Origin of the sequence: Ditibartonella choladocola, from assembly GCF_002007565.1 — a bacterium.
Taxonomy (GTDB): Bacteria; Pseudomonadota; Alphaproteobacteria; order Rhizobiales; family Rhizobiaceae; genus Bartonella; species Bartonella choladocola.
Window position 1 is genome coordinate 2,617,501 of sequence record NZ_CP015625.1, and the last position, 25,647, is coordinate 2,643,147.

The following is a 25,647-nucleotide window of genomic DNA, read 5'->3' on the forward strand; positions in this document are numbered from 1 at the left end:
AAACTATTATCAACGCGTTGAATGATGCCAATTACGAAGGCGATGATGCCGACAGGCTTGCACAAGCGCTAACCCGTTTCAACGGCTCGGACACACTTCATGCCGGAAATGTCTTGCGCATCGGTATCGAAACCAATTCGGCATCGGAAGATCATCTCGTACGTGCAAGCATTTATCACGGTATGCATCATGTGCTTTCCATTTCTTTGAACGACAAAAACGAATTTATAAAAAGCAACGAACCGGAAATGACTCCGATTCTGAAAACCGCTTTCGAGGGAGGCGTACCGCTCACCCATATTAATGCTTCCAATTTACCGACAATCTATGATGCAATTTACCGGTCGGTTTTGAGTTATGATATGCCGTTGACGACTGCCCGACAACTTATTCGCGTCATGGCCAATGATGTCGACCTTGAAGATCGCGTTTCGCCAAACGATACATTGGAAGTCTTTTATGCGACTCCGGGAAAAGACGAGGAAGACAGTTCCGAACCGGAGATTCGCTTTGTCAGTGCTACATTCGGCGGCGTTACACGTAAATATTATCGCTTCCGTTCAACTGACGGAACAATTGATTATTATGATTCGCAAGGCCGCAGCTCGAAACAATTTTTGTTAAGAAAGCCTGTCCCCAACGCTATCTTCCGCTCGCCATTCGGGCCAAGAAGACATCCCGTCCTCGGTTATGTCAGAATGCATACCGGTGTCGATTGGAGTGCGCCGAGGGGTTCTCCCATTGTTGCAGCCGGTGACGGTGTTGTAACGAAAGCAGGCCCCGTTCGCGGTTATGGCAATCAAACCGAAATCCGTCATGCTAACGGATATGTCACATCCTATGCCCATCAGAACAGCTTCGCTCCCGGTATCAAAGTCGGAGCAAAAGTTCGTCAGGGGCAGATTATCGGCTATGTCGGATCAAGCGGTCTTGCAACGGGACCTCACTGCCACTTTGAAGTTTCTGTCAACAACACCAAAGTTGACCCGATGCGAATTCGTCTGCCCGATGCGAAGTCGTTACACGGAAAAGATCTGGAAGCATTCAAACATGATCGCAACAAATTGGAGGCTCTTATCAACGGACAGGACGATCAGAAGCTTGCAGCAACGGTCACTTCCGACGATAAAGTGCGAAATCCACGTTCCGACATTTGACAGGAAACTGCTTTAGACCGCTATAAACCGGCTCACCGGATTTTTTTCATCATATCGGGTGAGCTTAAAAATCGTAAACGTCGCGGATTTTATTTCTTATATTGATTCGACAGAAACTGTTTTGGATTTATTAAAATGAATGGCACTCGCGCAGTTTGAAGCTGCGTCTATGGCGTGCCGGCCAATTAAAAATTCATCATATATTACAGGAAATCGAAAAATGATTTTCGATTCGTAAACAGTTGAGCGGATGACCAACTATTTGCTTCCTCGTTCTGAACAGGTCAGGCAACAACACCGGAATAACTGAACCCCGCTTTCGACCGGCGGATCTGATATTATGAGCTGCCGATGCCAATTCTCTTATAAGTTCCAATTCTATCATAATAAGATAGCTAGGCGGTTTCGTGAGTTGCTTTTAGCAATACAGCCTCTAGCCTCTCTCACCGGAAAAATTCCGGCAAGCCTGTTCGTTCCGCCTGTCAGTTATTCGTAAACGAGCGCATTGTTGCGGCTGCCGAATTGGCGTCGGGACCATAATCCGATTGACCGTTAACGCCCAATAATTCCTGTAGACGGGTACGCGCGCGGCTGACACGGCTTTTTATTGTGCCGACAGCACAACCGCAAATTTCTGCTGTATCTTCATAAGAAAAACCGGAAGCACCAATAAGGATGATGGCTTCTTTCTGGTCGTCGGGCAATTGGTCCAGAGCTTTTCTGAAATCCTGTAAATCAAGGGAACCGTATTGTGCAGGATGAACAGCAACATTTTCAGTGAAAACGCCTTCGCTGTCCTGCACTTCACGGCCTTTTTTACGCATTTGACTGAAAAACTCGTTTCTCAAAATCGTGAATAACCAAGCTTTCATATTTGTTCCGATTTCGAAACTGTCCTGCTTTGCCCAAGCTTTCATAATGGTGTCTTGAACAAGGTCATCGGCTTTATCATGCTGACCACTCAAAGACACGGCAAAAGCGCGCAGAGACGGTAAAATTGAAAGAAGTTCACGTTTGAAATCAGGATTATGCGGGCTCATGGGTTTCACTTTCCCATATCAATTTTGGCTGCCTTGTTCGGCTTTATCAAGCTTTTCAAGAAGATCGAGAAATTTTTCCGGTATTTCTTCTTCCTGAAGAGCTGTATAAAACTGCCGCAACTTAACCGCTATTTCGCTATTGGATCCAAGCAGATCATCTTGCGGACCGAAATTCTCGGAACCGTTTTTTTCCTTGCCATCATCCATCTTAAGTCCCTTAAAAATGACGCCATCCGTTAATTTATAAAGAGTGTAAAAAAATACACTTACCTTAAAGAATATAGAAGTGAGTAAAAAGTTCCAAGGGGCTGGAACTTTTTATTATTCATGAATTAATCTTCCAAACACACCCTCATGCGGGTACACTTTCAGGGGCAGAAGGAGTTTCTTATATGACCTTATCAACGCGTATTGCACCGCATCTACCTTACTTGAGAAGATTTGCGCGTGCCGTTACCGGATCTCAAACTTCGGGTGACGCCTATGTTGCAGCTATGCTTGAAGCATTAATTGCCGACATTTCGATTTTCCCTGACACATCTTCCGACCGCATAAGCGTTTATCGGTTGTTTTGTGAATTATTCGATCAGACAACGCCGAATATTGCTGAGCCATTGCCGCAATTCGGTGTCGAGCAGAAAGCGAATGCAAAACTTTCCTATCTCACTCCCAAGGCCCGTCAGGCATTTCTGCTCATCGCTGTTGAAGGTTTCAGCGATAAAGAAGCTATGAAAATTATGAATGTCGATGCTCAAGAATTCAGAAAATTGCTGAATGATGCTTCGAGTGATATTTCCGAACAGGTCGCAACACGCATCCTCATTATTGAAGATGAACCCTTAATTGCTATGGATATCGAGCAACTGGTTGAATCGCTTGGTCACCAGGTGGTCGGCATTGCACGTACACGTGACGAAGCGGTTTCACTGTTCAAAAAGGAAAAACCCGGAATGGTTCTGGCGGATATTCAACTTGCCGATAACAGTTCGGGCATTGATGCGGTCAATGACATTCTGGAAACCGATGAAGTTCCGGTCATCTTTATTACCGCATTTCCCGAACGTCTCCTCACAGGTGAGCGGCCCGAACCGACATTCCTTGTAACCAAGCCTTTCAATCCCGATATGGTCAAAGCGTTGATCTCGCAAGCGCTTTTCTTCCAAGAAAATGCATCACGGAAGTAACAAAAGTGAAGCTTCAAAACTATCTCAGACAAAAGGTTATTCGTTTCTTATGACATCGGCTCCCCGATCAGCACCTGCCGTTGAAAGATTGCATGTGAGTGCCTTGGCACAGGCCATTCACGGAGCCGATATTTTTGTACTCTATCAAACGCCCGATTTTATCTATCATTGGGCTGAAAATTTGCCTGATATACTCGCGAACAAGTGGTTTGCCGGATGCCGTGAATCGGATTTTCTATCCGAAACACTCGCCGATAATATGAAAACTGTAAAATCGCAGGTTCTTGCAACAGGCAAGATGCAAACATTAGAAGCGCGCTTTGAAAATAGCTCGAACCGGATTTTGTGGTATAAATTTTCTATCGATTGTCATCGCAACGATCAGGGGGAAATTATCGGTTTATTGACGACGGGCGTCAATGTAACAGAATTACGGCGACGCGAGCAGGTACTCAAAGCTTTATTGAGAGAAGTAAGCCACCGTTCCAAAAATCTTTTAGCCATTATCCAGAGCGTGGCCGGACAGACTGCCCGTTATACCGATTCATTGCAAACATTTTTAAAGAAGTTTCAGGGACGCATACAATCCTTGTCGCATTCGCAAGATCTGGTCACAGATTCGGATTGGCGCGGTGCGCATTTCAGGGAGCTTTTTTTAAGCCAGGCTTCAAGCTACCTCGGGAGCGAACATAAACGCTTTACGATCGAGGGAGAAGATCCCTATTTGTTCCCTGGTGCAGCCTTGCACATCGGTTTGGCGTTTCACGAACTTATCATCAATTCTCTTTCTTATGGTGCTCTCTCCAGACCTGACGGTTCGATACGTGTGACAAGCCGGATCAGCAAGGATAAAGGGCAGCCTTCCCACCTTTATATTTCCTGGTATGAAGTTTTTTCACCCGATCAAACCCTGGACGATGATCGCAAGGCCTGTTTCGGCAGCGCAGTTCTCGAAAAAATTGTTCCGGTTTCTGTCGATGGAACAGCAAGTCTCGAATTTACCGACGACGGTGTCGTTTATCATCTGACTTTGCCTGATACCTATTTTGATTTTTACGGCTGATCGCATTCGCGCTCACAGAAATTTTTTAATATCCTGCTTAAAAGGATAGCGATCATTGCGCGCCAAATTCAAACCTTTTTATGAAATATGTTTTGTTCTGGAACAAATAACCGGATCAACCGTTTATTAATTATAAAACAAACGTAAATCCAGCCGTTCAATACTGTATCTTTTCTGAAGGGGTCAATTATGAATTCCGTCATTGCTGTCATGTTGCTTGTTTCCTGTACAGATGGTTTTTCTGCCTGCAACGCCTCTGATGATATGGTCAAGGTTTTTCCGACACACGAAGCCTGCGAAGCAGCGCTTTTGCCTGCGGTCAGCCGTGTTGGACAGACCAACGAGATGGTTTTCGGTAAATGTATCAAATCCGATCCGGACTTTATCAACGGCGATTTGAGTATTTATTGGCGGGTCGACCAGAATGGCGATTTCATTGTCGAGCTTTCCAACGAGGACAGTGAAGAAGAAGAGCTCACTGTGCCACTTGAAAAACTTGAAAAACCGGTGGCGGGTAAACCGGTAACCAATAAGCCGACGGCCTGATTTCAATAAAATCTTGCCTGATAACCGGATTTGACTTTCCGTTTCTGCTTTATCTTTCCCCTTAACACTTTATATACCACGGACTAAAAAATATATTTTCCATTGAAAGATCACCTCGAAACTCGTAAATGCGGTGCACTATCTATGGAGAATGTTCAATGCGCGATGATTACCAGTCAGGTTACGACGATATGGATTATCAGGATCCCTATAATCAGCAACCAACACAGCCACAAGCGCAATTAGACCCTGCAGTTGAAAAAGTAAGACGCAAACTTATGCGTTTGATGATGATTTCAATCGGAATAACAATCGTTCTGATTTTGATTATTCTGGCGGCGGTCATTTATAAAGTGACATCTTCACCTTCAGAAAAAACACCGACTGAAGTCAGCAAAACAGAGGCTAGTCCCGTTCCCGGTGCAGAAACCGATGCGACCTCTGAAGCCAAAACAACACAGCCAGCCGTTCCGGAATTTATCCGGCGTTCGATTGCTCTTCCACAAGGAACCCGCATTCTCTCGCAGAGCCTGTCGAACGATATGATTGCGCTTGAAACATTGACACCTGAAGGCAACACGGAACTTGTGATTTACGATTATCGCCAAGGGCATCTGGTTGCCGGAATCACGGTTGATACATCGCCGGTTGCCAAACAGCCGGTTGAAGAACCGACACCACAAAGCCAGCCCGCTCAATAAAAAGCTTTCAAATTTTATTCAAAAGAAAAGGCCGCTTCAAAAAGCGGCCTTTTCATCATCTCATGATCTTATTTCTTGTCTGTTTTACGGTTTGCATTGGAAGTTTTTCCATCACCCGCCTCTTCGGTCTTTTCGGCAACTTTTTCTTCAACTTTTGCCTCATCGACCGGATGCGTTGGCGTTGGTGTAAAGATCAAGCGATCGGAACCACGGGATATATTGACTGTCGAACCATCAAGAATATCACCGATCAGCAGTCTTTCAGCGAGCGGATCCTGAACTTCTCTCTGGATAACCCGTTTAAGCGGCCGTGCACCATAAGCCGGGTCATAACCCTTGTCGGCAAGAAATTCACGAGCACTATCATCAATAACCAGTTTGATCTTCCGGTCTGACAACAATGATTGCAAACGTTGCAACTGGATGTCGACAATGGCTCCCATTTCTTTCCGGTGCAACCGGTGGAACAGGATGATTTCGTCAACACGGTTGAGAAATTCCGGTCTGAATGCAGCTTTAACTACTGCCATAACATCGTCACGGGCTTTCTCGGCTTCGTCATTATCGTCAAGTGCTGTCAAATATTCGGCACCCAGATTCGATGTCATAATGATAAGCGTATTGCGGAAATCGACAGTGCGCCCCTGCCCATCGGTCAAGCGGCCATCATCAAGCACTTGTAAAAGAACGTTGAAAACATCCGGATGGGCTTTCTCAATTTCATCAAACAGGATGACCTGATATGGCCGACGACGAACCGCTTCTGTCAAAGCGCCGCCTTCTTCATAACCGACATATCCCGGAGGAGCACCAATCAAACGGGCAACCGAATGCTTTTCCATATATTCCGACATGTCGATACGAACCATTGCGGTTTCGTCCTGAAACAGGAATTTTGCCAGAGCCTTGGTGAGTTCTGTTTTACCAACACCTGTTGGCCCCAGGAAAATGAACGAACCAATCGGCCTGTTCGGGTCTTGCAAGCCCGCACGTGCACGACGTACCGCCCGCGAAACAGCCTGTATTGCTTCGCCCTGTCCGACAACGCGTTTGGCAAGCTCGTCTTCCATTCTCAGAAGTTTCTCACGCTCGCCTTCGAGCATGCTGTCAACCGGAATACCGGTCCAGCGCGATACAACCTGTGCAATGTGATCGGGTGTGACGGTTTCTTCCAGAATCGAGCCGTGATTTTCCTGACTTTCAGCCTCTTCCAATTGTTTAGCCAATTGCGGAATGATGCTGTAAGAAAGTTCACCGGCTTTCTGATATTCGCCGTTACGTTGGGCAATAGCCAAATTGTTGCGTGCTGCTTCCAATTGTTTCTTCAACTCGGCAGCATGACCCAATTTCTGTTTTTCCGATTGCCATTTTGCAGTGATTTCATGCGATTGTTCTTCAAGCTCGACCAATTCGTCTTCGAGTTTTTCCAAACGGTCTTTCGAAGCAGGATCGGTTTCGGCTTTCAAAGCTTCCCGCTCGATTTTCAACTGCATGACACGGCGGTCAATTTCATCGAGTTCTTCCGGTTTGGAATCAACCTGCATACGCAGCCTTGAAGCCGCTTCATCAATAAGGTCAATTGCTTTATCGGGCAAAAACCGGTCGGTAATATAACGATTCGACAAAGTTGCCGCAGCAACAAGAGCCGAGTCGGAAATCCGGACTTTATGATGTTGCTCGTATTTTTCTTTAATGCCACGCAGAATAGAAATCGTGTCTTCAACCGTCGGCTCGTCGACAAAGACCGGCTGGAAACGACGTGCAAGAGCCGCGTCCTTTTCAACATATTTGCGATATTCTTCGAGAGTCGTCGCACCGACACAATGCAGTTCACCACGGGCAAGAGCCGGTTTCAAAAGGTTCGACGCATCCATTGCGCCATCCGATTTACCCGCACCGACCAATGTGTGCATTTCATCAATGAACAGAATAATTTCGCCATTTGCAGCCTGAACTTCGGTCAAAACCGCTTTCAGGCGCTCTTCAAACTCGCCACGATATTTTGCACCGGCAATCAATGCCCCCATATCAAGGGCAAGAAGCGATTTATCACGCAATGTTTCGGGAACATCACCATTGATAATACGCAATGCAAGCCCTTCGACAATAGCCGTTTTACCAACGCCCGGTTCGCCTATCAGCACCGGATTGTTCTTGGTGCGCCTTGACAAAACCTGAATTGTCCGGCGGATTTCTTCATCACGCCCGATGACCGGATCAAGTTTCCCCTCGCGCGCATCCTTTGTCAGATCACGCGCATATTTCTTCAATGCGTCATACTGCGCTTCGGCATTGGCCGAATCAGCTGTGCGTCCTTTTCTCATCTCGTTGATCGCCTTGTTTAACGCCGTTGGCGTAACCCCACTTTTTGAAAGAATTTCTGCTGTTTTCGCTTTCGGCTCCATCAGCAAAGCCTGTAGAAGCCGTTCGACAGTTACAAAGCTGTCTCCTGCTTTCTCGGCCAGTTCTTCGGCTTTCGTAAAAACCTTTGCCAATGCTTCCGACATATAAAGCTGGCCATTGCCACCACTCACCTTGGGCAATGCCGAAAGTGCCGTAGCCAATGCGTCTTTTGCAGCTTTTACGTTGCCACCGGCCTTCTCTATCAACGATGCACAAAGGCCTTCATTGTCGTCCAGCAACACCTTTAACAAATGTTCCGGAACAAACTGCTGATTATCAGACGATAAGGCAAAATTTTGTGCAGATTGTAGGAACCCCTGCACGCGCTCGGTATATTTTTCTAAATTCATTCTCGTCTCCTTTTCCCACAATCCATAAATGGCCTTATGGGCTTGAAGTGACAGACTCCCGTTAAGGCAAGCCGTACTCGTTACCTGATATGGTATTGACGGTGAAATTCGACAAGATCAAAAATAATCAAGCCGACAAACAAAATGTGCACTCTGAAAAGAAATAAAAACAAGCGCTTTTATTTGGAAAAAGTCTGGCTTTCATTTGCCGGAATAATGTCCAGAGGAATTGTAATACCAAGTTTTCCCAGCATATTTTTAAAGTCCTGAACACCATAACCGGCGCTCTCGGTTACCAGCCCTTGAATAAAACCGCTTCCCTCTTCGCTTTTTCCAAGTTTGGCAATAACGCTTTCGGCGGGATCAAGAAAACAGCATTGTGGCGCTGCTTTTTCAAAAAAGCTTTTGAGCCACGGCAAATGGGTGCTTGAAAGTGTGCACGTATCAACGGCCGGATATTGTCCCAACAAATCGGCCATGAAACGGTCGACTTCGGCTTGCGTCTTTACAGGATCAAACAGGAAAGTGCCGCTTTCCACCAGCTCGACCATAGAAGACGCATTGACGAGGGCGACATTTTCCGGACGTTTGCTGTGTTTCTTCACAAATGCTCTCCCCATGGGGCTTGCAACCATAGAAGCAACCCCCATAATTGCCACGTGACCGCTCCGGCTTTTTCTTTCTGCTTCTTCAAGTGGCGGAAATACGCCATAAAGCGGCACAGGGCAGCACTCTTTCACATCATCGAACACCATAATAGACGGCGCATTGGAAGCGATAATGATGGCGGAAGGGTCGTAACGCATCAACCGTTTGAAGGTCAACTTCATTATATCGGTAAGCTCTCCGGCTGTTTTTTTCCCGTAAGGGAAATTGGCCCGATCGGCAAAATAGATAATGTCGCGTTGTGGTTGTTTTCTATGTAACAGATCAACAATGGCATAAGAACCAATGCCCGCGTCAAAAATAGCAACCGGCTTTATCATATTCATTCTTGTTCATCCGCGTTGTTGAATGGCTTTCCCGGCAATATATAAGCACCTTTCAGCCAGCGGTTAAGGTCGATTGACCGGCAACGCTCCGAACAGAACGGATAGGCTTCACGGATTGAAGGTTTACCACATTCCGGACATGGTCTGGGCGAACGCAAAGGATATACTTTTGCAGTTTCTGAAACCTCGCCATTTTTCGACGTAGCCATTTTCAGACCTCATCTTTCTGCCAATGTTCAAATACGGGATAATTCTGTGTCGTCAACAATTCAACTGTTTCGGCAAGCGGCAAGCCGACAATACCGCTATATGAACCGGATATTTGCAGGGCAAAACAACCGGCTCTGCCCTGAATAGCATACCCGCCTGCTTTTCCTTGCCATTCGCCGGATTGCAAGTAAGCTTCGATAACCGCCCGTCCAAGGCGCTCGAAACGTACTCTGCTTTCAACAAGCTTATGGTGGCTTTTACCTTTGGCGTTAATAAGACAGACACCGGTATAAACTTTGTGGGTGCGCCCTGAAAGAAGCCGCAAACATTCACGCGCTTCATCTTCGTCAACCGGTTTAGGAAGAATTCTGCGCCCCACTGCAACCACTGTATCGGCAGCAAGCACCAGAGCATTTTCGAGATCCGGTAAAACCCGAACCTTTTCAGCGCCTCTTTCGGCTTTTTCTTTTGCCAGTCTACGCGCCAAAAAACGCGGATGTTCCAGACGCCGCGGTGTTTCGTCAATATCGGCAGGGTGCAAATGATCGGGATAAACCCCGATCTGCCGCAGCAATGCCAGACGACGCGGAGAGGCTGAAGCAAGAACAAGTTTGACTTTCGCCAAAGAGTCTTCTTCAGGCATGGCAGCACTTTCGGTCATATTATTTATAACGGTAGGTGATCCTACCCTTTGTCAGGTCATAAGGTGTCATTTCCACCATGACCTTGTCACCTGCGAGAACTCTGATACGGTTCTTGCGCATACGCCCTGCCGTATGGGCGATGATTTCGTGATCGTTATCAAGCTTTACGCGGAACATTGCATTGGGTAAAAGCTCTGTAATCACGCCGGAAAATTCCAAGACTTCTTCTTTGGCCATAAATTACCTATTTCAAGACTGTTTATTTTGATCAAAATTTGACAAACGGCCTATACCGTCCATCCAGTTGGGGCGAACCTACCCTATTCTCGGCCATTTGTGAACAACTGAATCAAAAGAGCGCAACGGTTTGTGCCGGTTTTTATCTAAATTGGCACTATTTATTGCCGAAACGCGCCAATATCCGTTTCTTCAGGTTTTCCCGAATATCCCGATAGGCATCGAGTATCTGTTCACGCGAGCCTGTTGCAAGTGCCGGATCGGGTGTGGGCCAATATTCGACATCGACCGAAAAACCGCGCATCTGTTCGAGCACTGCATGATGGGCTTGCGGGGTGAGTGTGATAGCGAGATCAAAATAACCATCCGACAATTCTTCAAGCCCGCGCGGGTTATGTTCTTCCATGGAAAGCCCGTCTTCAGCAATAACCGCCGCTGCAAAAGGGTCGCGGTTACCTTTGACAACGCCGGCCGAGGCGACATAAATATCAGGAAACATTTTGCGTGTCAGTGCTTCGGCAATGGGCGAGCGTATCGCATTCTGTCCGCAAACAAAAAGCACTGATGAAGGGCGTGTTGACTTCCGGTCTTCGATCATTGTCACCCTTTCCAGTATAAAACGCAAAGAAGGGTGAAAAGGCGCCGCGCGGTTTTGAAATCCATATCTATTTTCCCCCGCAGCCGTTCTTCCAGAGTGGTCGAACCTTCATTGTGCAAGCCGCGACGCCCCATATCAATGGCTTCGATTTTTGTGGGAGTTGCAGACCGGATAGCCTCGTAATAGCTATCACAAATAAGATAATAATCTTTAACAATGCGTCGAAACGGCCCAAGCGATAATATATGGGTGGTTACCCATTCGCCATTTTCACGGGAAATATCGAAAACCAGCCGCCTGTCGACAAGTGACAATTTTAGCTTATAGGGGCCGGTTCCAGTGTCGCCTACGGGCTTGAAACTATTTTCTTCAATCAGATCGAAAATAGCGACAGCACGTTCATGTTCTATTTCGGGCGTTGACCGCCCGATCGTTTCATCAAGTTCAACATCGATTAGACGTGCCTTGTCCACATTCCCCCTCCCTTTTTACCCTAGAGGTTCAATCTTACTGCAACCGACCGCCCGTGGGCTTCCAGCCCTTCGGCATTGGCAAGCTCTATTGCAGAAGGGCCAAGTTTGCGCAATTCATCGGCTCCAAGTTTTAAAATCGAGCTGCGTTTCATATAGTCAAGAACCGAAAGACCCGATGAAAACCTTGCCGAACGAGCCGTCGGCAATACGTGATTCGATCCCCCTACATAGTCACCGATCACTTCCGGCGTATAGCGCCCGACAAAAATGGCTCCGGCATTGCGTATCAAAGGCAAGAAACGGTCAGGGTCTTCAACTGCCAGTTCGAGATGTTCCGGAGCAATACGATTGGCAAGCGGAAATGCACTTTCAAGATCATTGACAAGAATAACCGCGCCAAAGTCCTGCCAACTGGCAGAAGCCGTTTTACCGCGTTTCAATGTCGTCAATTGTGTTTGAACCGCCTTCATGACATCGTTTGCAAAAGCTTCGTCATCGGTCATCAGAATGGATTGGGCGGCTGTATCATGTTCGGCTTGAGCCAATAGGTCGGCTGCTATCCAGTCGGCATCGTTCATTTTATCGGCAATCACTAAAACTTCCGAGGGACCGGCAATCATATCGATACCGACTTTGCCGAAAACCTGTCTTTTGGCAGCCGCAACAAAAGCATTACCGGGGCCGACAATTTTTGCCACCGGCTTTATGGTTTTAGTACCATAGGCAAGAGCTGCCACCGCTTGCGCCCCGCCAACACGATAAATCTCGCTGACACCGCCAAGTTTGGCTGCGGCAAGAACCAGCGGATTGAGCTGGCCATCCGGTGTCGGAACCACCATAACAATACGCTCGACACCGGCCACTTTAGCCGGAACAGCGTTCATCAAAACCGAACTCGGATAACTTGCCGTACCGCCCGGCACATAAAGCCCGACCGATTGGACGGCTGTCCAGCGCCAACCGAGTTCGACACCGAGAGGATCTACAAACCGTTCATCCTTTGGCAATTGTTTCCGGTGGTAAACAGCAATACGGTCATGGGCAAGCTTTAGCGCATCAAGAGTCTTTGACGGAACAAGCTTGACCGCTTCATCAATTTCCTCCTCGCTGATTTTCAGCCCTTTTTCTTTTAAATCCACGCGATCGAATTTTGCCGAATAGTCGATCAGCGCTTTATCACCCTGTTCCCGAACAGTTTGAATAATGGTGCGGACTGTATCATCAACGCTTTGGGAAACTTCCCGTTTTGAATCAAGGAATACACGAAACTCGTTTTCAAAATTTGCCGATGTCTGACGAAGAATTTGAACCATTCTTTTTCCTGTCGAAAAAACTATCTGTGATGGGGGTTGGCCTTGGCTTGCCATACGGGACCAAGGTCGGTCAATTGTGCTTCAATACATTCCACTTCAAGGCGGATAGCCGCTTCACCGGAAAAAATCAGCGTTACAATACCGGCAGGAGGAAGTGTTGGCTGGAATTGCATCGTCAGAAGTGACAAAACATTGTCTTTTTTGTCGCGATTGAAACCACGGCTTTTGACACTCAAAACACGATCGAAACGAAGAGCTGTGCGGTGGCGTTCTCCGGTTTTTGCACGCGAAAAAAAGCCCCCCTTCATCTGTTCTTCCCATGCAAAACGGTTGAGTGCCGCGATAAAACGCTTTTCATTACTGCGCCAGTCAAGATCGCCAACCTTGACAACAGCATCCTGCAAATGCGCCGACAAGACCTCCAAATCCTCATCATCCATGGCTATCAATTTCAAAAGTGGCATCTTACCAACCTATTTTAGTTTTATATTATCCTTCTGTCGACAAGAAAGATATTGTCATTATCCACTGATGCGTTCAATCTGTGCACCACAATTTGAAAGTTTTTCTTCCAGACGCTCGAAGCCGCGGTCGAGGTGATAAACACGATTGACCGTTGTTTCCCCTTCGGCTGCAAGTCCGGCTATGACGAGAGAAACCGAAGCGCGCAAATCGGTTGCCATAACCTGCGCACCTAATAGACGGTCGACACCTTCAACCGTTGCCGTTTGCCCCACAAGCGAAATATGGGCTCCAAGTCGGGCAAGTTCCTGAACGTGCATGAACCGGTTTTCAAAAATTGTCTCGGTGATGTGCGAAACACCTTTTGCACGTGTCATCAACCCCATAAATTGCGCTTGCAAATCTGTCGGGAAGCCTGGAAATGGCTGGGTTTCTATATCGGTCGGAACAATGTCAAGGCCGTTTCTCGCAACCCGTATTCCCTCATCACTTTCCTTTATTTCAAGTCCGGTTTTGGAAAGCGTATCCAATACCGAACGCAAATAATCGGGGCGTGCGTCTTTCAGCATGACATCACCCCCTGTCATGGCAACCGCCATGGCATAGGTACCGGCTTCAATACGATCGGAAATAACCTTGACGCGTGCGCCAGAAAGCCCCTCGACGCCTTCGATATAAATCGTCGGGGTTCCGGCACCTTTGATTTTTGCTCCCATTGCATTAAGGCATTCGGCAAGGTTGACAACTTCCGGTTCGCAAGCCGCATTGTGTAAAACAGTATCGCCTCTTGCCAGACATGCTGCCATCAGCATGGTGTGAGTGCCTCCGACAGTCACCTTCGGAAAAGTAAATTCGGCAGCCCGCAGCCCTTTTGGCGCTTTGGCATGGACATAACCATTCTCGATATTGATTTCTGTGCCAAGTGCTTCAAGCCCTTGAAGGATAAAATCAACCGGACGGGTACCGATTGCGCAGCCACCGGGGAGCGAAACGCAAGCTTCTCCCATGCGGGCAACCAATGGTGCAATAACCCAGAAACTCGCCCGCATTTTCGAGACAAGCTCGTAAGGTGCACGGGTTGTCACAATCTGTCGTGCCGTAAAATGAACCGTTCGGGAATAGGCTCCATCCTGATGTTGGCGGCGGCCATTTACCGAATAATCGACACCATGATTGCCCAGAATTCTGATAAGCTGCTCGACATCGGCAAGGTGGGGAACATTATCCAGTGTCAACGTATCATCGGTAAGCAAAGAGGCAATCATCAACGGCAATGCTGCATTTTTTGCACCTGAAATGGGTATAACCCCATTTAAACGGTTCCCGCCGATAATTTTAATACGATCCATTCCGCAAGGCCTTTCTTTGTTTTTCCTGTTGGTAGCCGGATATACCGGTTTCCGTTTGTTCTTTAAAAATAAATCATGGCACAAACGGGACCTGATACGCACTTAACGTCACACACAACCGGCATAAAACACAACCGGGCACATCCGACAAGACAAGCCCGGCTTTTACAAGATTAAACCGGCAGAGGCAAATTGATCCGACAAATCAGGCTGATCCGCCGGATCCGGCTAATCCGGAATTATTCTGTCGAAGAATGTTTCAGCTCTTCCGCCTTTTCATGTCCGGTGTTTTCACGCACTTCATCGCGCCCGCGCGCTTGTTGCTTGCGCCGAACGAGATTGGCGCGCAATTGTTGAGCCAGCCGTTTCTGGCGACGTTCCTGGGCAATCGAATCTGCCATCCTTCAAACCTGTTGAATTTTGTTAAAAAACGCTTCCGGCATAACACCATGTAAAAAAAATTGCCAGACAAAGAATATTATCCCGATTTTTCTTACGAGAAAAGTGAATGCACGCTTGCCTATTTCTTTACAATGTGGCAGAACGCCGCCCGAAAACTGTTTTTATTAGCTGCGGTAGCTCAGTGGTAGAGCACTCCCTTGGTAAGGGAGAGGTCGAGAGTTCAATCCTCTCTCGCAGCACCAGTAACCTTCCTTCTTGAAATTTCGGCATTGTTACCGATCATCGTTCATCACAATTGTTACCGGTCATCGTTAAAAAGCAATGCGTGAATCATTTACGAAAAAATCGGAAGATGACTTCGTTGCAATTCGGCAAAAGCAATTATCCGGTCAGGAGAGACGGGGAAATCTTCCCGAATTTCAAAAATGCATGTGCCAAATACATATCGGGGAATAACAATTCAAAATATCGCGCTCGGTGCGTTCCAAACCTATAAATTCAGTGCATTCCGGTTCTCTAAATAATGAGAATAAAAAACTGTTCTCTTTTGAACGCCACTTCAGTCCGGATATTCGATAACAGTCGAGATTGTTTGAATAATGTGACGGCACACAGAATAAAGGCTGCCTTTTTCCTGCCTCCAATTTGGTCTAGAAAACGGGTTCTTTGATTTAAACGAATTTATGACAATAGATTTGCGCGGTTCATAATGTTTCAAATTTCTTCCGGTTCTTGTTTGGCTTTTACTATTTTTGTCACATCAATAACTCCTGTTTTTGCAAGTGAAGTTGAAAAAGATGAAATAATCCGGCTGGCACAGCTTTATGACCCCGCCGATGCGCCGCGCCATAGCCAGCAATTGCGCATTTATCAGGATCAATACGGGCGACGGATCTATGTCGACGAACGTGGACAGGTCGTGCGTGTTGAAGAACCGCAAAACTACCCGCACGGGCTAACCCCTCCGCCTTATGAAACAAATAATCAGGGGCCGGTAGAAGGCGGAGCACCATACGATCAGGATGTACCGGAAGCACCTGACGCAAGGCCCTATCGCGGCAGCAGGCAAAACAATTCGCCTAACTATCGCAAAAATACCCCGCATTATCAGACCGGCGATACTCCGTCCGAACATACGCCTGCAATCAATGTTCCCAAAGGGCGTGAAACGATAGCAGCTGTGCAAATTCTGATGGATCGGCTTGGCTCTTCACCGGGGGCAATTGACGGACAGGTTGGAAGCAATTTTGATAAAGCAGCAGCCGCCGCAAGTGAAATCAGTGGTCGTTTCATTGACCCCAATGACAAGCAACGGCTTGATTCGGCATTGCAGGCAACCGGCGGTCCGGCCTTTACACAATATACAATTACAGAAAGCGATGTTAACCGGCATTATGCGTCTTCAATTCCCGCCGACTATGCAATGAAGGCGCAAATGCCTGCTATGGCTTATACTTCGGTCAGGGAAATGTTGGCAGAACGCTTCCATATTGATGAAAATTATCTGCAACAGCTCAATCCGCAGGCCCGTTTTTCCCGTGTTGGTGAAACAATCAAAGTTCCCAATCTCGTTTTACCAAAGCGGGAAAGTGTCGTACGCATTGTTGCCGACAAGGCTCGCAAACAAGTGCGCGGCTATAACGCGGAAGGCCGTCTTGTTGTGGCTTATCCGGCAACAATCGGTTCCACTGATAATCCCTCGCCTTCCGGTACTGTACAAGTTGAACGAATAGCCTTTAACCCGAATTATACTTATAACCCCAAAGTCAATTTCAAACAGGGAAGTAACAACGAAATTCTCACAATTCCCCCCGGCCCCAACGGACCGGTCGGCACTGTCTGGATAGCTCTTTCAAAACCCACTTACGGTATTCACGGGACGCCCGACCCGTCACGGATTGGCAAGACTTCCAGCCATGGTTGCATACGTTTGACCAATTGGGATGCCGAAGAATTGGCAAAATTGGTAAAACCGGGCGTGGTGGTTCACTTTACCGATTGATATTTGAGGTTGATAAGCTCTTTGCGTGAGAGGTAACAATACAAAAAGCGGTTTTATTTCCGGCTGAATGGCCAAAAATTCAAAAACCGCTTTTTGGCGAGTTCATCGATTCTCGATCTAACTTCAGCCAAAGCATTGTTGCAACGTTTTGTAGCCTTCTTGTCATCACTGGCAACTGCTACCGCATGGAGTTCTGCAAGCAGTTTTGCTGCTTTTTCGAGCAATGGTCGCGCCTGTTTTGCGGGCACAATTTCTGCCCAGTCTTTCAACATCAGCGCATAGCTATTCAATATGTTGACCAATTTGTTATATTTATCTTTCAATACCGGCGAGGCTAGCAATTCCTCATAAATTGCCTGCGATTTCGGGAACGCATCCGGTATGCCGCCGAACGAGCCAAGGCGCCATAAAATAAGTGCATGGTGAGAACGCGTGTCGAGTTGTTCTTCTATATTATCAACGGTTCCCTTCGCGACAACAGAAAAGGCTGTTTCTACGGCAATATTGGCAGCCTTTAACAAATCAACCGGAGTTTCGGAATCTTTGCGCCGCGCCATTGCGTAAAGAACATGAGCGAGATTGCTATAAAGGCGGAATAGATCTCTTTTGTCTTTTTCCGGATCGAGTTTGGAAATTGCCAGCCGGAAATCCAGCTCCGCCTGTTTAAGCAATATCAATCCCTGATGGCTTTTTTCATCCTCTCCGAGACGGGCACGGGCAAGAGCACGCCATTGCAAAATCCGGTTCACAAGTTTTGCATTCTGCTGGCCTTTGACCGTTTCCAGAACCTGATTATAAAATTTTACCGCCTCACGAAGCATGTCGCCGCGTTTTTCCGGCGCTTCGATATTGGCTGCAGCCTGAAGGGCTGCACCAAGTTCAATAAAATACGACAACCAATCCAATGGACGGGCAACTTTTATTTCTTTACCGACAGCTTTTCTCAACGCGGAAATAGCTTCAAGCCTTTTTTCAAGCTCCCGAAATGGTGAAGATGCCAAATTGGCAAGCTGCGTCAGATCTTTTCCCATATTGCCGTAAGCAAGTGCAAGCTCCACGGTTTCTCCCTTATCTTTGACAAGGGCTATATTTGAACGGTAAAGCGCAACCGCCTTTTCCAAAAGTGGAATTGCATTTTCACTATCTTTTTGCTGGGCAACAAGGGAAAGTGCCAATGCTGTTTCATTCTGAAGGCGAAAAAGGGCATTGCTCGTATTGTCATTCTTCAATGATTTGTTAGCATTTTCGTAAGCCTTCAGCGCATTTTCCATAAGGCTCACATTGTTCGGACTATCCAATGTTGCAAGCTGCATCAATGTTCGCCCCATTTCAAAATAGACATAGGAAAGATCCTGTGGGGCGTCATCACCATTGAAAAAGACCAATGCCGTCTCGAAACGTTCGATTGCCTGTTCGAGGTATCCTCTCGCTTTTTCAACCGGCTCTATGCGAGCCAATTCCGCCGCAACCAGCGCACTTGCAGACACGGCAAGCGACCAATAATGGAAATTTTCTTTTTCCCTTAGAATAGCAATGGCTGCATCGAATGCTTCCATTGCCAATTTCAATCTTTCCTGACGTGGCCGTGAAAAATCTATGTCGGAAAGCGCACGATAGACGTGGCCTTTTTCCGTCAATATCAGCGCGCGATCAAAAGCACCTTTCTGCTCTGGCAGGCCGCTATAAACTTCTTCAAGTAAAGAAAGCCCGCGTTTTAACCGCAAAACTGCAATTTCGCCACCTTCTCTTAAAGCATAATTGCGCAGACACCGCACATAGGAAACAATGATTCCTCCCCAGCGGGTAAAATTTTTCTTGCGGGTAAAAACCTGTAGGGCTTTTTCAAATCCGGATGCGGCTTCACTGTAATGACCGAGGGCATCATCTTCCCCTTCTTCGGCATCGGCAAGTGCCAGCAGTGCTTCTGAAAGTTCGATATGCGCTTCTGCCCACGAGGCATTATTTTCAGCACGTTTTTTTAGCGACAATGCCAAATCTGCATCCTCAACCTTCTGTCGAAGCGTTTTTTTGCTGTCACTATCCAAAGCCAACCGAACGATTCCTTTTAAAAATAAATCCTTTGTAACATATGCATTTCTGATAAAACAGAAATAACCATGTCACGAGCGAGTAATAAATGAATGAATTCCCCAATATTGTTGTTCTAACAGGCGCAGGTATATCTGCCGAATCAGGGTTGGAAACCTTCCGTGGCAGCGATGGTACATGGAATAAATATAAGGTCGAAGATGTTGCTACGCCGGAAGCCTTTGCACGAAGCCCCCGTCTCGTCAATGACTTCTATAACAAACGCCGACGTGATGCATTAAAAGCCTCACCCAATAAAGCGCATTTTGCGCTCGCCGCGCTGCAAAAGCATTTCACAGAATCCTTTGTACTTGTGACGCAGAACGTTGATGATTTGCATGAAAGAGCCGGTTCGACAAATGTTCTTCATATGCATGGAAGGCTCAATCAGGTTCTGTGCCTTTCCTGCCATAAAAAATCCGAATGGCTCACCGACGTAACAGAAACAAGTGTTTGTCCGCATTGTCACGCCAAAGCGAGTCTCAGACCCGACATCGTATGGTTTGGTGAAATACCCTATTATATGGAAAAAATCGAAAATGCGCTTTCCAGAGCCGATATTTTTGCTGCTATCGGAACATCCGGCCTCGTCTATCCGGCGGCCGGTTTTGTAAACCTTGCACGTCTTTCAGGCGCAGAATGTCTGGAAATCAACCTTGCTGCCAATCCCCATTCCTATACGTTATTCGATGAAGTCATTTCCGGACCGGCAACAAAGACCGTACCGGAATTTGCACAAAAGCTCATTGAAAAATATCAACATTGAGGGTTTCAAACGTAAAAAACGGGTTTAGAACCACCGGCATATCGAATGATAATTCAAATTATTTTCAAGCAAAAAACAAGGTTCAAAACCGGACCGGAATGAACAAGGAAATGTTTTCAATAAGTGACAAGGTTGACTGAAGTGACAATGCCGGATGAAGTGACAAGGTCGGATGAAGTGACAAGGTCGAATGAACTAACAAGTCGAATTTTAATTTATCGGGTTAATCTATTTCAAAATTGAAGGAAAAGTTTTCAACTGGCGATTTTTAATGCGCATTTCGTCCGACACCATTTGTCCGGAAAATAGAAAGCCCTACCGGACTTTCATTATTTTTGTAGTTCTGCGCCCGAACGTTTGTCGGCTCATTATCAGCTTTTATAAAAAGCTTTATTCTTCCGGTAAAATCAGAAGATTTGTTACCTTTTCGGCCGGTCTACACAATTGAACCCCTTTGGGACAAACGACAATCGGCCGGTTTATCAATTCAGGATAATCGTGCATCTTGCTGGCGATGACATCGTCCGGCAATGTTTCATCGTCAAGACCCTGTTTTTTATAGGCCGGTTCTTTCGTCCGCAAAAATTCGCGGATGGAAACATTGGCCCGATTGGCAAGCCAAAGAAGCATTTCCGGTGTGGGTGGTGTTTTCAGATATTCGATAATATGGGGTTCATATCCCATGGCGCGCACAAGACCGACCACGTTTCGCGAGGTTGCACAACGCGGGTTATGATAAATGATAACATCGGTATTTTGCATAAATTGCCCCTTTTATAATTGAGTATTCTCTATCTGCTTTAACACGGCCGGAAAAGATTTGCCGAGGATATTCTATCTGTTTCCTGACCGATAGAGCAATTATCAAACCCGTTTTTATGTTTTTGATATAAAAGCGGGTTACTGAAACGTTTTTTAAAAATATCGGTTGGGGAGACTTGAATCTTTGCGTCTATACGACACGAAAAAAGTGCCGGAATTTTTCTTGAATAGATAAAAAGCCGAATGACAAGGTGTTTTTATATGGGAGAAAAAAGCCGCGTATGGGCTTTCATATCAGGAAACTATTATCATCAGATAATCTTATAAAAATTATTTGTTTCAAGATATTTCTTGAAGAACATCTTCAAGCAGCCAACAAAATAGCAATGAAGCCCAGGAATCATGAAAGTCTGATTGGTGCGGGTGGTCGGAATCGAACCGACACTCCTTTTGGGAACCAGATTTTGAGTCTGGCGCGTCTACCAGTTCCACCACACCCGCATCGATGAAGTGAGGACACAAACCTGTGTCATGGATTTGTTGAGTTATATTAAGAACCGATGTCTCGTCAACTGTCTTACGCACAATTATCTTAAAAAAATTTGTTCGAGCTACTGGATTAACGCTTTAACCCTCTTTAGAGATAGCATCATTGACGAGGAAAAGAAGAATGCTAAAAAAGCTCGGAGACTGGACACTATCTCTTGCGGGCCGCCGGTCGGCAGAATATTGGCTGGCGTTTATCGCTTTTGTGGAAAGCTCTGTCTTTCTCATTCCCGCCGATGTTCTGTTTATCCCTATGTCGCTTATCAACAAAGAAAAGACCTATCGCTATGCCTTTATCGCATCGCTGTTTTCTGTTCTTGGCGGCGTACTTGGATGGCTTATCGGCCATTTTGCATATGAAGCAATAGCAAAACCGGTTCTCGAATTTTATGGAAAATTTGAAACCTTCGAGGCATTGCGCAGCAATACCAGTATGGAAATCATTCTGCTTTTGCTCATTACGTCGGGAATATCACACCTGCCACCAATCAAGGTAGTGACGATTCTTGCCGGTGTTGTGGGAATGAATATATGGATTTTCATCCTTTCGGCAATTATCACACGCAGTGCGCGTTTCTATTGTCTGGCCTGGCTCATAAGCCGTTATGGTGCAGCCATGCTCGAATATATCCTGCCCAGGCTCAAATGGATTATCGCTATCGCTTGCACTGTTCTGATAATCGGCTATATTTTTTATAAAATATTGGTTTAAAGGAATTCGGAGTGATCGGTTTCGCCTCGCCCATTTATTTATCCGGACGGCTTCAAACGATTCTGTCATGTTTGATGCTGGTCATTATGGTGATCGCGATTGGAACGGCACTCGGCTTTGAACATATTGGCGGCTATATGCCGTGCAAATTGTGCCTTGAAGAACGTATTCCCTATTATTCGGGCATCCCTTTGATGGCTGTTACTTTTATTCTGTCTTTAAAGGGAAAGCCGGGGATTCTTATCCGTGTGCTTTTTTTAATTTGCGCCGTTTTGATGCTCTATAATTGCGGTCTATCTATCTATCACGCCGGAGCCGAGTATAAATTCTGGCAAGGGCCGACAGATTGTTCGGCTGCAGCAACCGCGATTACCACCGATGCAAATGATTTGCTCGCCAATTTGAATAGCAAACGCCCCCCCTCTTGCGACAAGGCCGCAGGATATTTTCTCGGTCTTTCATTTGCCGGTTGGAATGGCGTTTCAAGTCTCATTTTGACTGTTCTGGGTTTTATCGGCTCGTTTTGTGCCTTCAAGAAGAATGGTGAACTCTAAAACTGCCAGATTACGTTTTGCCCCCAGTCCCAATGGATATTTGCATCTGGGGCACGCCTATTCGGCACTTGTGAACAAGCATATCGCCGATGAGTTGAATGGCGAGCTTATCTTGCGCATGGAAAATATTGATACAATTCGTTGCACAACAGAGTTTGAAAATGCAATTGTTGAAGATCTTTCATGGCTCGAATGCGATTTTCAAAAGCCGTTCAGACGCCAGTCGGAACATTTTTCCGACTATAGAAAGGCATTCAACGAACTTGAAAAACTCGGACTTGTCTATCCTGCATTTTTGACCCGTGGCGAGGTGAAAGAAATCATTGCCGAAGCTGAACGGAAGGGTAAAAATTGGCCGCGTGATCCCGATGGAGTGCCACTTTACCCGACAGATGAACGCTCTCTTTCACCTGTGAAAGCGAAAAAAATGATCGCCGAAGGTGTGCCCTATTCATGGCGGCTCAATATGGATCTGGCACGGCGTTTTTTAAACAAAGAGCTTTTCTGGTACGAATTTAAAGGCCATGAAACCGGAAAAATTATAGCGCGTCCGGAACTGTGGGGTGATGTCATTATCGCGCGCAAAGACATCCCGACAAGCTATCATTTATCGGTTGTTGTCGACGATGCTCTTCAAAAGATCAGCCATGTCGTGAGAGGAGCCGATCTCTTTCAAGCAACTTCGGTTCACCGGCTGTTACAGGAAATTCTGGGTTATAAACCGCCGCTTTATTACCACCACCCGCTGGTTCTTGGTCGAGACGGGCACAAATTATCAAAATCCAGCAAAGATACAAGTTTGCGCTCGCTGCGTGAACACGGGCTATCGTTACAAGATATTCTTGCCATTTTGCCGGAAATTTGACCGTTGCTACAGTTCCCCCCTCTTCCCACCGTTTTAAAAAACGATTAGGGTTTGAAATCATAATATTCGATGGATTTTAAAAATGATTACTATTAGACCGGCCGAAGAACGTGATCTCGAAGCCATCACAGATATTTATAATGATGCAGTAAAAAACACACTTGCGATCTGGAATGAAAAAACCGTCGATATTGATAATCGTCGGGAATGGCTAAAGACGAGAAATGCAAGCGGGTACCCGGTTCTTGTAGCAGATGATGATGGTAAAACTGTCGGTTATGCAAGCTATGGCCCGTTCAGACCTTTCGAGGGGTATCGCTATTCTGCCGAAATATCCATTTATATTGAAAAAACCCAACGCGGCAAAGGCATCGGAAAAAAACTTCTCGGTGCCTTGATTACCCATGCCGAACAAAACCATATCCATGTGCTTATTGCCGGTATTGAAGCGGGTAACAAAGCATCCATAGCCATTCATAAAGCCTTCGGTTTCACCATTACCGGACACATGCCGGAAGTCGGCACAAAGGCCGGACAGTGGCTCAATCTTGTGTTGATGCAAAGAATTCTCTAGCTGTTAGCGAGGCTTTATAGATATTTGTCATGAATGTCTCTTTAATTCCGGAGACATCGGCTTTATCTTTATTACCTCTTGGAGGAAGTGATAATTATTCTTTCCCCTTTATAGCGTTCCAAATATTGTTCCAAATATTGTTCCAAAATATAAGCGAATGATCGGGCATAAATAAAACGGCCGGAGTGACAGTGAAAACCAACGCCGATGGTCGCTATAGAGCACTTCTTACATTTTAATCCGGCTTGTTCTGCGCTATCGGCGAATTTTCATCCGCGCCGGATAATGTGGACAGGAAATTGCTTTTTTGCAATTCTAAGGGTGACATTCAGGTTTATTTTTGTCACAAATCAAAAGGGGTTAAATTCCGTTTATTAAAAACCGGAGATTGGGTAGAGCGATCATGTTTATCAAAACCAGACGGGTGCAAACAAAAATTCCGGTTGGAAACGGTTGGAGGAGCGCAGAAAAGCCCCATATTCCGGCTTGCAACCTGATTTAAAAGGCTTAGGCCCCGCCACTCATCCATCTCAACACGCGTTCCAGCCGGATAAAGACATTCACAATCCGGTGCAAAGCGTATTTTACAATTGAAATTCTTACTAACTCGATTAGTTTAGAATAATTCTAATTTGCAGGTTCCAAATGTTTTCAAAACTTTTCGCCTCTTCCTATCGCAAACCATTTTCCTCGCTCAGTGAAAAGGAAATTCTCGCTCTTGCCATTTCCTCTGAAGAAGATGACGAGCGCATCTATCTTAACTATGCTGATGGTTTACGTGACGAGTTTCCCGCAACTGCCAAGATTTTTGAAAAAATGGCGGATGAGGAACATAGCCACCGCGACAGGCTGATAAAGATTTTTGAAAAACGTTTTGGCAAAATGATTCCACTTATCCGGCGCGAACATGTCAGCGGCTTTTATGATCGCAAACCGGACTGGTTGGTTCGCCCGCTCGGCATTGATAAAGTGCGTGATTCGGTTGCACAAATGGAAGACCAATCGGCACGCTTTTATGAACAGGCTGCCGAGCATGCCAAGGATGCGGAAATACGCAAACTCCTGGGCGATCTTGCACTTGAAGAAAAACATCACGAAGATGTGGCGATCGAGCTTGAAAAAAAATACACGCCGAAATCGGTTGCCGATGAAGAGCGTGCAAAAGAACGCAAGCAAACGCTTCTCACATGGATCCAGCCCGGTCTTGCCGGTTTGATGGATGGCTCGGTTTCAACTCTGGCACCGATTTTTGCGGCTGCCTTTGCCACCGGTGACACGAGACAAACATTTCTTGTCGGTTTATCGGCTTCACTCGGCGCGGGTATTTCAATGGGCTTTACCGAAGCCGCCCACGATGACGGAAAACTATCCGGCCGCGGCTCACCAATCAAACGCGGCATTGCCAATGGTGTTATGACTTCTCTCGGCGGTCTCGGACACGCGCTTCCGTTTCTCATTCCCGATTTTCACATCGCAATTGTCATTGCATTTGCTGTTGTGTTTTTTGAATTATGGGCAATTGCATGGATCCAGAACAAATTTATGGAAACACCGTTCTGGCGTGCCGCTTTACAGGTTGTTGTCGGCGGGGCTCTGGTTTTTGCAACCGGTATTCTTATCGGTAGCGCTTGAAAAAGACCGCTCCAAGAGAACT

Annotated in this window: 27 protein-coding genes and 2 tRNA genes (1 of these 29 only partly in view); 13 read left to right on the forward strand and 16 right to left on the reverse strand. The window is 46.4% G+C overall.

All coding sequences use genetic code 11. From position 1 onward, the window contains the following. Positions 1–1,157 carry the 3' portion of a M23 family metallopeptidase gene (locus BBC0122_RS11340; protein WP_077993885.1) on the forward strand. Its footprint begins 832 nt before the window's first position, so only the last 1,157 of its 1,989 coding nucleotides appear in the window; its start codon lies off the left edge, out of view; its stop codon occupies positions 1,155–1,157. Positions 1,158–1,639: 482 nt separating this feature from the next. Here the strand turns inward: BBC0122_RS11340 and BBC0122_RS11345 are convergent, their stop codons facing one another. Both BBC0122_RS11345 and BBC0122_RS11350 read right to left on the reverse strand, forming a co-directional pair. After that, positions 1,640–2,197 carry an RNA polymerase sigma factor gene (locus BBC0122_RS11345; RefSeq protein WP_077993887.1) on the reverse strand — a complete coding sequence of 186 codons (558 nt, stop codon included), beginning with the start codon at positions 2,195–2,197 and terminating at the stop codon, positions 1,640–1,642. Between the two features lie 18 nt (positions 2,198–2,215). Then, positions 2,216–2,404: a NepR family anti-sigma factor gene (locus BBC0122_RS11350; protein ID WP_077993888.1), complete on the reverse strand. Its 189-nt coding sequence runs from the start codon at positions 2,402–2,404 to the stop codon at positions 2,216–2,218. Positions 2,405–2,589: 185 nt separating this feature from the next. Between BBC0122_RS11350 and BBC0122_RS11355 the strand changes: the two genes are divergently transcribed. The 4 genes from BBC0122_RS11355 (at position 2,590) to BBC0122_RS11370 (ending at position 5,691) form a co-directional block, all read left to right on the forward strand. Continuing rightward, entirely contained in the window at positions 2,590–3,381 is a 792-nt protein-coding gene (locus BBC0122_RS11355; protein ID WP_077993890.1) for a response regulator, read from the forward strand. Positions 3,382–3,430: 49 nt separating this feature from the next. Continuing rightward, positions 3,431–4,444, forward strand: coding sequence for a PAS domain-containing sensor histidine kinase (locus BBC0122_RS11360; RefSeq protein WP_077994686.1), 1,014 nt, complete (start codon positions 3,431–3,433; stop codon positions 4,442–4,444). 189 nt (positions 4,445–4,633) lie between these two features. Then, positions 4,634–4,990, forward strand: coding sequence for a hypothetical protein (locus tag BBC0122_RS11365; RefSeq protein ID WP_077993891.1), 357 nt, complete (start codon positions 4,634–4,636; stop codon positions 4,988–4,990). Positions 4,991–5,148: 158 nt separating this feature from the next. After that, positions 5,149–5,691, forward strand: coding sequence for a hypothetical protein (locus tag BBC0122_RS11370; RefSeq protein WP_077993893.1), 543 nt, complete (start codon positions 5,149–5,151; stop codon positions 5,689–5,691). 68 nt (positions 5,692–5,759) lie between these two features. Here the strand turns inward: BBC0122_RS11370 and clpB are convergent, their stop codons facing one another. The 11 genes from clpB to BBC0122_RS13070 form a co-directional block, all read right to left on the reverse strand. Next, positions 5,760–8,444 (reverse strand): ATP-dependent chaperone ClpB, encoded by a 2,685-nt coding sequence (gene clpB / locus BBC0122_RS11375; protein ID WP_077993894.1) that lies wholly within the window; start codon positions 8,442–8,444, stop codon positions 5,760–5,762. A gap of 179 nt (positions 8,445–8,623) precedes the next feature. Continuing rightward, positions 8,624–9,436: a glutamate racemase gene (locus tag BBC0122_RS11380; protein WP_210188143.1), complete on the reverse strand. Its 813-nt coding sequence runs from the start codon at positions 9,434–9,436 to the stop codon at positions 8,624–8,626. Beyond that, positions 9,433–9,645: a DNA gyrase inhibitor YacG gene (gene yacG / locus BBC0122_RS11385; RefSeq protein ID WP_077993896.1), complete on the reverse strand. Its 213-nt coding sequence runs from the start codon at positions 9,643–9,645 to the stop codon at positions 9,433–9,435. Before yacG ends, BBC0122_RS11380 begins: the two co-directional genes overlap by 4 nt. Before the next feature lie 2 nt (positions 9,646–9,647). Further along, positions 9,648–10,289, reverse strand: coding sequence for a Maf family nucleotide pyrophosphatase (locus BBC0122_RS11390; RefSeq protein WP_188318048.1), 642 nt, complete (start codon positions 10,287–10,289; stop codon positions 9,648–9,650). Positions 10,290–10,308: 19 nt separating this feature from the next. Further along, positions 10,309–10,527, reverse strand: a complete 219-nt coding sequence (infA, locus tag BBC0122_RS11395) for a translation initiation factor IF-1 (protein WP_075869273.1) — start codon at positions 10,525–10,527, stop codon at positions 10,309–10,311. 157 nt (positions 10,528–10,684) lie between these two features. Next, positions 10,685–11,125 (reverse strand): arsenate-mycothiol transferase ArsC, encoded by a 441-nt coding sequence (locus BBC0122_RS11400; protein ID WP_077993905.1) that lies wholly within the window; start codon positions 11,123–11,125, stop codon positions 10,685–10,687. Between the two features lie 2 nt (positions 11,126–11,127). Beyond that, positions 11,128–11,598, reverse strand: a complete 471-nt coding sequence (locus BBC0122_RS11405; protein WP_077993907.1) for a UPF0262 family protein — start codon at positions 11,596–11,598, stop codon at positions 11,128–11,130. Between the two features lie 20 nt (positions 11,599–11,618). Next, on the reverse strand, positions 11,619–12,911 hold the full coding sequence (gene hisD, locus BBC0122_RS11410; protein ID WP_077993909.1) for a histidinol dehydrogenase: 1,293 nt from the start codon (positions 12,909–12,911) through the stop codon (positions 11,619–11,621). A gap of 20 nt (positions 12,912–12,931) precedes the next feature. Further along, positions 12,932–13,375: a DUF2948 family protein gene (locus BBC0122_RS11415; protein ID WP_077993911.1), complete on the reverse strand. Its 444-nt coding sequence runs from the start codon at positions 13,373–13,375 to the stop codon at positions 12,932–12,934. Between the two features lie 57 nt (positions 13,376–13,432). After that, positions 13,433–14,722 (reverse strand): UDP-N-acetylglucosamine 1-carboxyvinyltransferase, encoded by a 1,290-nt coding sequence (murA, locus tag BBC0122_RS11420; RefSeq protein ID WP_077993913.1) that lies wholly within the window; start codon positions 14,720–14,722, stop codon positions 13,433–13,435. Positions 14,723–14,961: 239 nt separating this feature from the next. Next, positions 14,962–15,123: a hypothetical protein gene (locus tag BBC0122_RS13070; RefSeq protein ID WP_188318049.1), complete on the reverse strand. Its 162-nt coding sequence runs from the start codon at positions 15,121–15,123 to the stop codon at positions 14,962–14,964. Positions 15,124–15,291: 168 nt separating this feature from the next. Here BBC0122_RS13070 and BBC0122_RS11425 point away from each other — a divergent pair. Both BBC0122_RS11425 and BBC0122_RS11430 read left to right on the forward strand, forming a co-directional pair. Continuing rightward, positions 15,292–15,366, forward strand: a tRNA-Thr gene (locus BBC0122_RS11425). A 467-nt stretch (positions 15,367–15,833) separates the two neighbouring features. Then, complete coding sequence (locus BBC0122_RS11430) at positions 15,834–17,126, forward strand: L,D-transpeptidase (RefSeq protein WP_077993914.1); 1,293 nt, start codon at positions 15,834–15,836, stop codon at positions 17,124–17,126. Between the two features lie 53 nt (positions 17,127–17,179). Here BBC0122_RS11430 and BBC0122_RS11435 read toward each other — a convergent pair whose 3' ends face one another. Beyond that, positions 17,180–19,177, reverse strand: coding sequence for a tetratricopeptide repeat protein (locus BBC0122_RS11435; protein WP_077993916.1), 1,998 nt, complete (start codon positions 19,175–19,177; stop codon positions 17,180–17,182). Between the two features lie 86 nt (positions 19,178–19,263). On the opposite strand from BBC0122_RS11435, the gene BBC0122_RS11440 reads away from it, so the two are divergent. Beyond that, a complete protein-coding gene (locus BBC0122_RS11440; protein WP_077993917.1) occupies positions 19,264–19,980 on the forward strand; it encodes an NAD-dependent deacylase in 717 nt (238 codons plus the stop codon). Between the two features lie 390 nt (positions 19,981–20,370). On the opposite strand, the gene arsC is transcribed toward BBC0122_RS11440, so the two are convergent. Next, positions 20,371–20,742 (reverse strand): arsenate reductase (glutaredoxin), encoded by a 372-nt coding sequence (arsC, locus tag BBC0122_RS11445; RefSeq protein WP_077993919.1) that lies wholly within the window; start codon positions 20,740–20,742, stop codon positions 20,371–20,373. Between the two features lie 415 nt (positions 20,743–21,157). After that, a tRNA-Leu gene (locus BBC0122_RS11450) sits at positions 21,158–21,243 on the reverse strand. Positions 21,244–21,412: 169 nt separating this feature from the next. On the opposite strand from BBC0122_RS11450, the gene BBC0122_RS11455 reads away from it, so the two are divergent. The 5 genes from BBC0122_RS11455 to mbfA all read left to right on the forward strand — a co-directional run bounded on the left by BBC0122_RS11455 (position 21,413) and on the right by mbfA (position 25,625). Then, positions 21,413–22,000, forward strand: a complete 588-nt coding sequence (locus tag BBC0122_RS11455; protein ID WP_077993921.1) for a YqaA family protein — start codon at positions 21,413–21,415, stop codon at positions 21,998–22,000. A gap of 74 nt (positions 22,001–22,074) precedes the next feature. Continuing rightward, a complete protein-coding gene (locus BBC0122_RS11460; protein WP_077994689.1) occupies positions 22,075–22,554 on the forward strand; it encodes a disulfide bond formation protein B in 480 nt (159 codons plus the stop codon). Then, positions 22,541–23,419, forward strand: coding sequence for a tRNA glutamyl-Q(34) synthetase GluQRS (gene gluQRS, locus BBC0122_RS11465; protein WP_077993922.1), 879 nt, complete (start codon positions 22,541–22,543; stop codon positions 23,417–23,419). The genes BBC0122_RS11460 and gluQRS overlap by 14 nt, the downstream gene beginning before the upstream one ends. A gap of 82 nt (positions 23,420–23,501) precedes the next feature. Beyond that, the gene (locus BBC0122_RS11470; RefSeq protein WP_149866701.1) at positions 23,502–23,993 is read left to right on the forward strand and encodes a GNAT family N-acetyltransferase; all 492 of its coding nucleotides are present in this window, start codon (positions 23,502–23,504) and stop codon (positions 23,991–23,993) included. 645 nt (positions 23,994–24,638) lie between these two features. Continuing rightward, on the forward strand, positions 24,639–25,625 hold the full coding sequence (mbfA, locus tag BBC0122_RS11475) for an iron exporter MbfA (protein ID WP_077993924.1): 987 nt from the start codon (positions 24,639–24,641) through the stop codon (positions 25,623–25,625). Positions 25,626–25,647 lie beyond the last annotated feature (22 nt).

What these genes read in the sequence shown, in the direction of transcription:
- arsC (WP_077993919.1), bottom strand. Translation starts at nt 20,742, where the DNA reads ATGCAAAATACCGATGTTATCATTTATCATAACCCGCGTTGTGCAACC.
- BBC0122_RS11460 (WP_077994689.1), top strand. Translation starts at nt 22,075, where the DNA reads ATGCTGGTCATTATGGTGATCGCGATTGGAACGGCACTCGGCTTTGAA.
- BBC0122_RS11415 (WP_077993911.1), bottom strand. Translation starts at nt 13,375, where the DNA reads ATGCCACTTTTGAAATTGATAGCCATGGATGATGAGGATTTGGAGGTC.
- BBC0122_RS13070 (WP_188318049.1), bottom strand. Translation starts at nt 15,123, where the DNA reads ATGGCAGATTCGATTGCCCAGGAACGTCGCCAGAAACGGCTGGCTCAA.
- BBC0122_RS11430 (WP_077993914.1), top strand. Translation starts at nt 15,834, where the DNA reads ATGTTTCAAATTTCTTCCGGTTCTTGTTTGGCTTTTACTATTTTTGTC.
- gluQRS (WP_077993922.1), top strand. Translation starts at nt 22,541, where the DNA reads ATGGTGAACTCTAAAACTGCCAGATTACGTTTTGCCCCCAGTCCCAAT.
- yacG (WP_077993896.1), bottom strand. Translation starts at nt 9,645, where the DNA reads ATGGCTACGTCGAAAAATGGCGAGGTTTCAGAAACTGCAAAAGTATAT.
- BBC0122_RS11380 (WP_210188143.1), bottom strand. Translation starts at nt 9,436, where the DNA reads ATGAATATGATAAAGCCGGTTGCTATTTTTGACGCGGGCATTGGTTCT.
- BBC0122_RS11350 (WP_077993888.1), bottom strand. Translation starts at nt 2,404, where the DNA reads ATGGATGATGGCAAGGAAAAAAACGGTTCCGAGAATTTCGGTCCGCAA.
- BBC0122_RS11390 (WP_188318048.1), bottom strand. Translation starts at nt 10,289, where the DNA reads ATGCCTGAAGAAGACTCTTTGGCGAAAGTCAAACTTGTTCTTGCTTCA.
- BBC0122_RS11345 (WP_077993887.1), bottom strand. Translation starts at nt 2,197, where the DNA reads ATGAGCCCGCATAATCCTGATTTCAAACGTGAACTTCTTTCAATTTTA.
- BBC0122_RS11355 (WP_077993890.1), top strand. Translation starts at nt 2,590, where the DNA reads ATGACCTTATCAACGCGTATTGCACCGCATCTACCTTACTTGAGAAGA.
- BBC0122_RS11400 (WP_077993905.1), bottom strand. Translation starts at nt 11,125, where the DNA reads ATGATCGAAGACCGGAAGTCAACACGCCCTTCATCAGTGCTTTTTGTT.
- BBC0122_RS11470 (WP_149866701.1), top strand. Translation starts at nt 23,502, where the DNA reads ATGATTACTATTAGACCGGCCGAAGAACGTGATCTCGAAGCCATCACA.
- BBC0122_RS11370 (WP_077993893.1), top strand. Translation starts at nt 5,149, where the DNA reads ATGCGCGATGATTACCAGTCAGGTTACGACGATATGGATTATCAGGAT.
- hisD (WP_077993909.1), bottom strand. Translation starts at nt 12,911, where the DNA reads ATGGTTCAAATTCTTCGTCAGACATCGGCAAATTTTGAAAACGAGTTT.
- clpB (WP_077993894.1), bottom strand. Translation starts at nt 8,444, where the DNA reads ATGAATTTAGAAAAATATACCGAGCGCGTGCAGGGGTTCCTACAATCT.
- infA (WP_075869273.1), bottom strand. Translation starts at nt 10,527, where the DNA reads ATGGCCAAAGAAGAAGTCTTGGAATTTTCCGGCGTGATTACAGAGCTT.
- BBC0122_RS11455 (WP_077993921.1), top strand. Translation starts at nt 21,413, where the DNA reads ATGCTAAAAAAGCTCGGAGACTGGACACTATCTCTTGCGGGCCGCCGG.
- BBC0122_RS11440 (WP_077993917.1), top strand. Translation starts at nt 19,264, where the DNA reads ATGAATGAATTCCCCAATATTGTTGTTCTAACAGGCGCAGGTATATCT.
- mbfA (WP_077993924.1), top strand. Translation starts at nt 24,639, where the DNA reads ATGTTTTCAAAACTTTTCGCCTCTTCCTATCGCAAACCATTTTCCTCG.
- BBC0122_RS11360 (WP_077994686.1), top strand. Translation starts at nt 3,431, where the DNA reads ATGACATCGGCTCCCCGATCAGCACCTGCCGTTGAAAGATTGCATGTG.
- murA (WP_077993913.1), bottom strand. Translation starts at nt 14,722, where the DNA reads ATGGATCGTATTAAAATTATCGGCGGGAACCGTTTAAATGGGGTTATA.
- BBC0122_RS11365 (WP_077993891.1), top strand. Translation starts at nt 4,634, where the DNA reads ATGAATTCCGTCATTGCTGTCATGTTGCTTGTTTCCTGTACAGATGGT.